The sequence below is a fragment of the Arthrobacter glacialis genome (assembly GCF_002909445.1).
In the GTDB taxonomy this organism is placed as follows: Bacteria; Actinomycetota; Actinomycetes; order Actinomycetales; family Micrococcaceae; genus Specibacter; species Specibacter glacialis.
Map to the genome: position 1 here is coordinate 1 of NZ_PPXC01000047.1, position 1433 is coordinate 1433.

The window sequence follows — 1433 nt, forward strand, 5'->3', positions numbered from 1 at the left end:
CCCCGAAAGTTGGACTCGGTAAATTAGAGTCTACGCAGCCAGTGCCTGAGCCCGATATTCCATTGGGCTCAGGCACTGCAGCGTTAACGAGATGCGGTCTGTGTTGTACCAGCGGATGTAGTCGTCCAGCTCGGTGAGGAACCCGTCGGTGTTGGTGAATTCTTGTCGGTGGAACATTTCTTCCTTCAGGTGTCCGAAGAAATTTTCCATCATCGAGTTGTCTAGGCAATTGCCTTTGCGCGACATGGATTGGGGCATCTCAGCGTCACTGAGGAGCTTCTGCCAGCTCGCGTGCTGATACTGGAAGCCCTGGTCGGAATGCATCATCGGCGCCTCGCCTGGGGCAAGGGTACCGATCGCCTCGATCAGTGATTTGTTGGTGAAGGCAACGGACGGGGACTCGGAAACCGAGTAGGAAATGATCGAACGGTCGAACAGATCTAGCACCGGGGAAAGATAGACCTTGCTGTCCGCGACCTTGAACTCGGTCACGTCGGTCACCCACTTCGTGTTCGGCGCCTCCGCGTTGAACTCGCGTTTCAGCAGGTTGTCGGCGATCTTGCCGACCTGGCCCTTGTACGAGGAATATTTGCGCCGAGTACGAACCCTGCAGAAGAGGTTCTCCTGACGCATCAGTTTCAACACGGTCTTGCGCGCTACCTGCCAGCCGCGGCGGATCAGGACGGCGTGGATGCGCCGGTGCCCGTAGCGACCCTTGGTATCAGTGAAGACCTCATGGACCTGCATACGGAGTTCGGCATGCCGATCCGGGGCCCTGAGCGCGGCCTGGCGGTAGAAAAACGTGGAACGGGGTAACCCTGCCGCGGCCAGGAGCAACGGCAACGGAAAAGACGCCTTGAGGGCAAGCACGGCACTGACTTTCAGAGCGGTGTCTGGTTCCTCAAGGCCCGTACTTTTTTTAGATAGGCGTTCTCTGCCTGTAGTCGCTGGTTCTCACGGCGCAGTTGCTCCAGCTCGCTGACTTCGACCGATGGGCTCCCAGGCACAGATTTGGGTCGGCCCTTGGCCTTGGGGCGCAGGCCCTCCTCGCCATAGTCACGATAGGCGCGGATCCATGCTCGCAAGAGGTCTAGGGAACTGAGCTGATGCATCCGGGCAAGGTCTTGCCGCGTCCCCTCACCGTCGAGATATTGGCGAACAACCGCCAGCTTGAACTCAAAGGAATACACCTGCTTGGTTGGTTTGTTTTCCAATGCTGCCCTACCCCAGATCTTGAACCGACTCTCCAACTTGCAGATAGCCGACATGCTGACTCCCAGCCTTGAGGATACCGCGCGATACCCAAACCCTTCCTCAAACAGATCGACGGCAGTTAGCCGCTGCTCGGCGGTCAATGAACTATGCGGACGCATGAAAAACTCCCCGGAAGTAAAGATCTGAATTAATCAGTCCAACTTCCGGGGAGCAGTTCA

2 protein-coding genes are annotated in these 1433 nt (G+C 57.4%); both read right to left on the minus strand.

The genetic code is table 11. The annotated features are described in order from the left end of the window. Nucleotides 1–30: 30 nt before the first annotated feature. The gene (locus CVS27_RS20345; protein WP_243400299.1) at nt 31–870 is read right to left on the minus strand and encodes an IS3 family transposase; all 840 of its coding nucleotides are present in this window, start codon (nt 868–870) and stop codon (nt 31–33) included. An 11-nt stretch (nt 871–881) separates the two neighbouring features. Continuing rightward, nucleotides 882–1373, minus strand: coding sequence for a helix-turn-helix domain-containing protein (locus CVS27_RS21435; RefSeq protein WP_243400300.1), 492 nt, complete (start codon nt 1371–1373; stop codon nt 882–884). Between the last annotated feature and the right edge of the window lie 60 nt (nt 1374–1433).

Coding starts and splice junctions, on each gene's coding strand:
- CVS27_RS21435 (WP_243400300.1), bottom strand. CDS start 1,373: ATGCGTCCGCATAGTTCATTGACCGCCGAGCAGCGGCTAACTGCCGTC.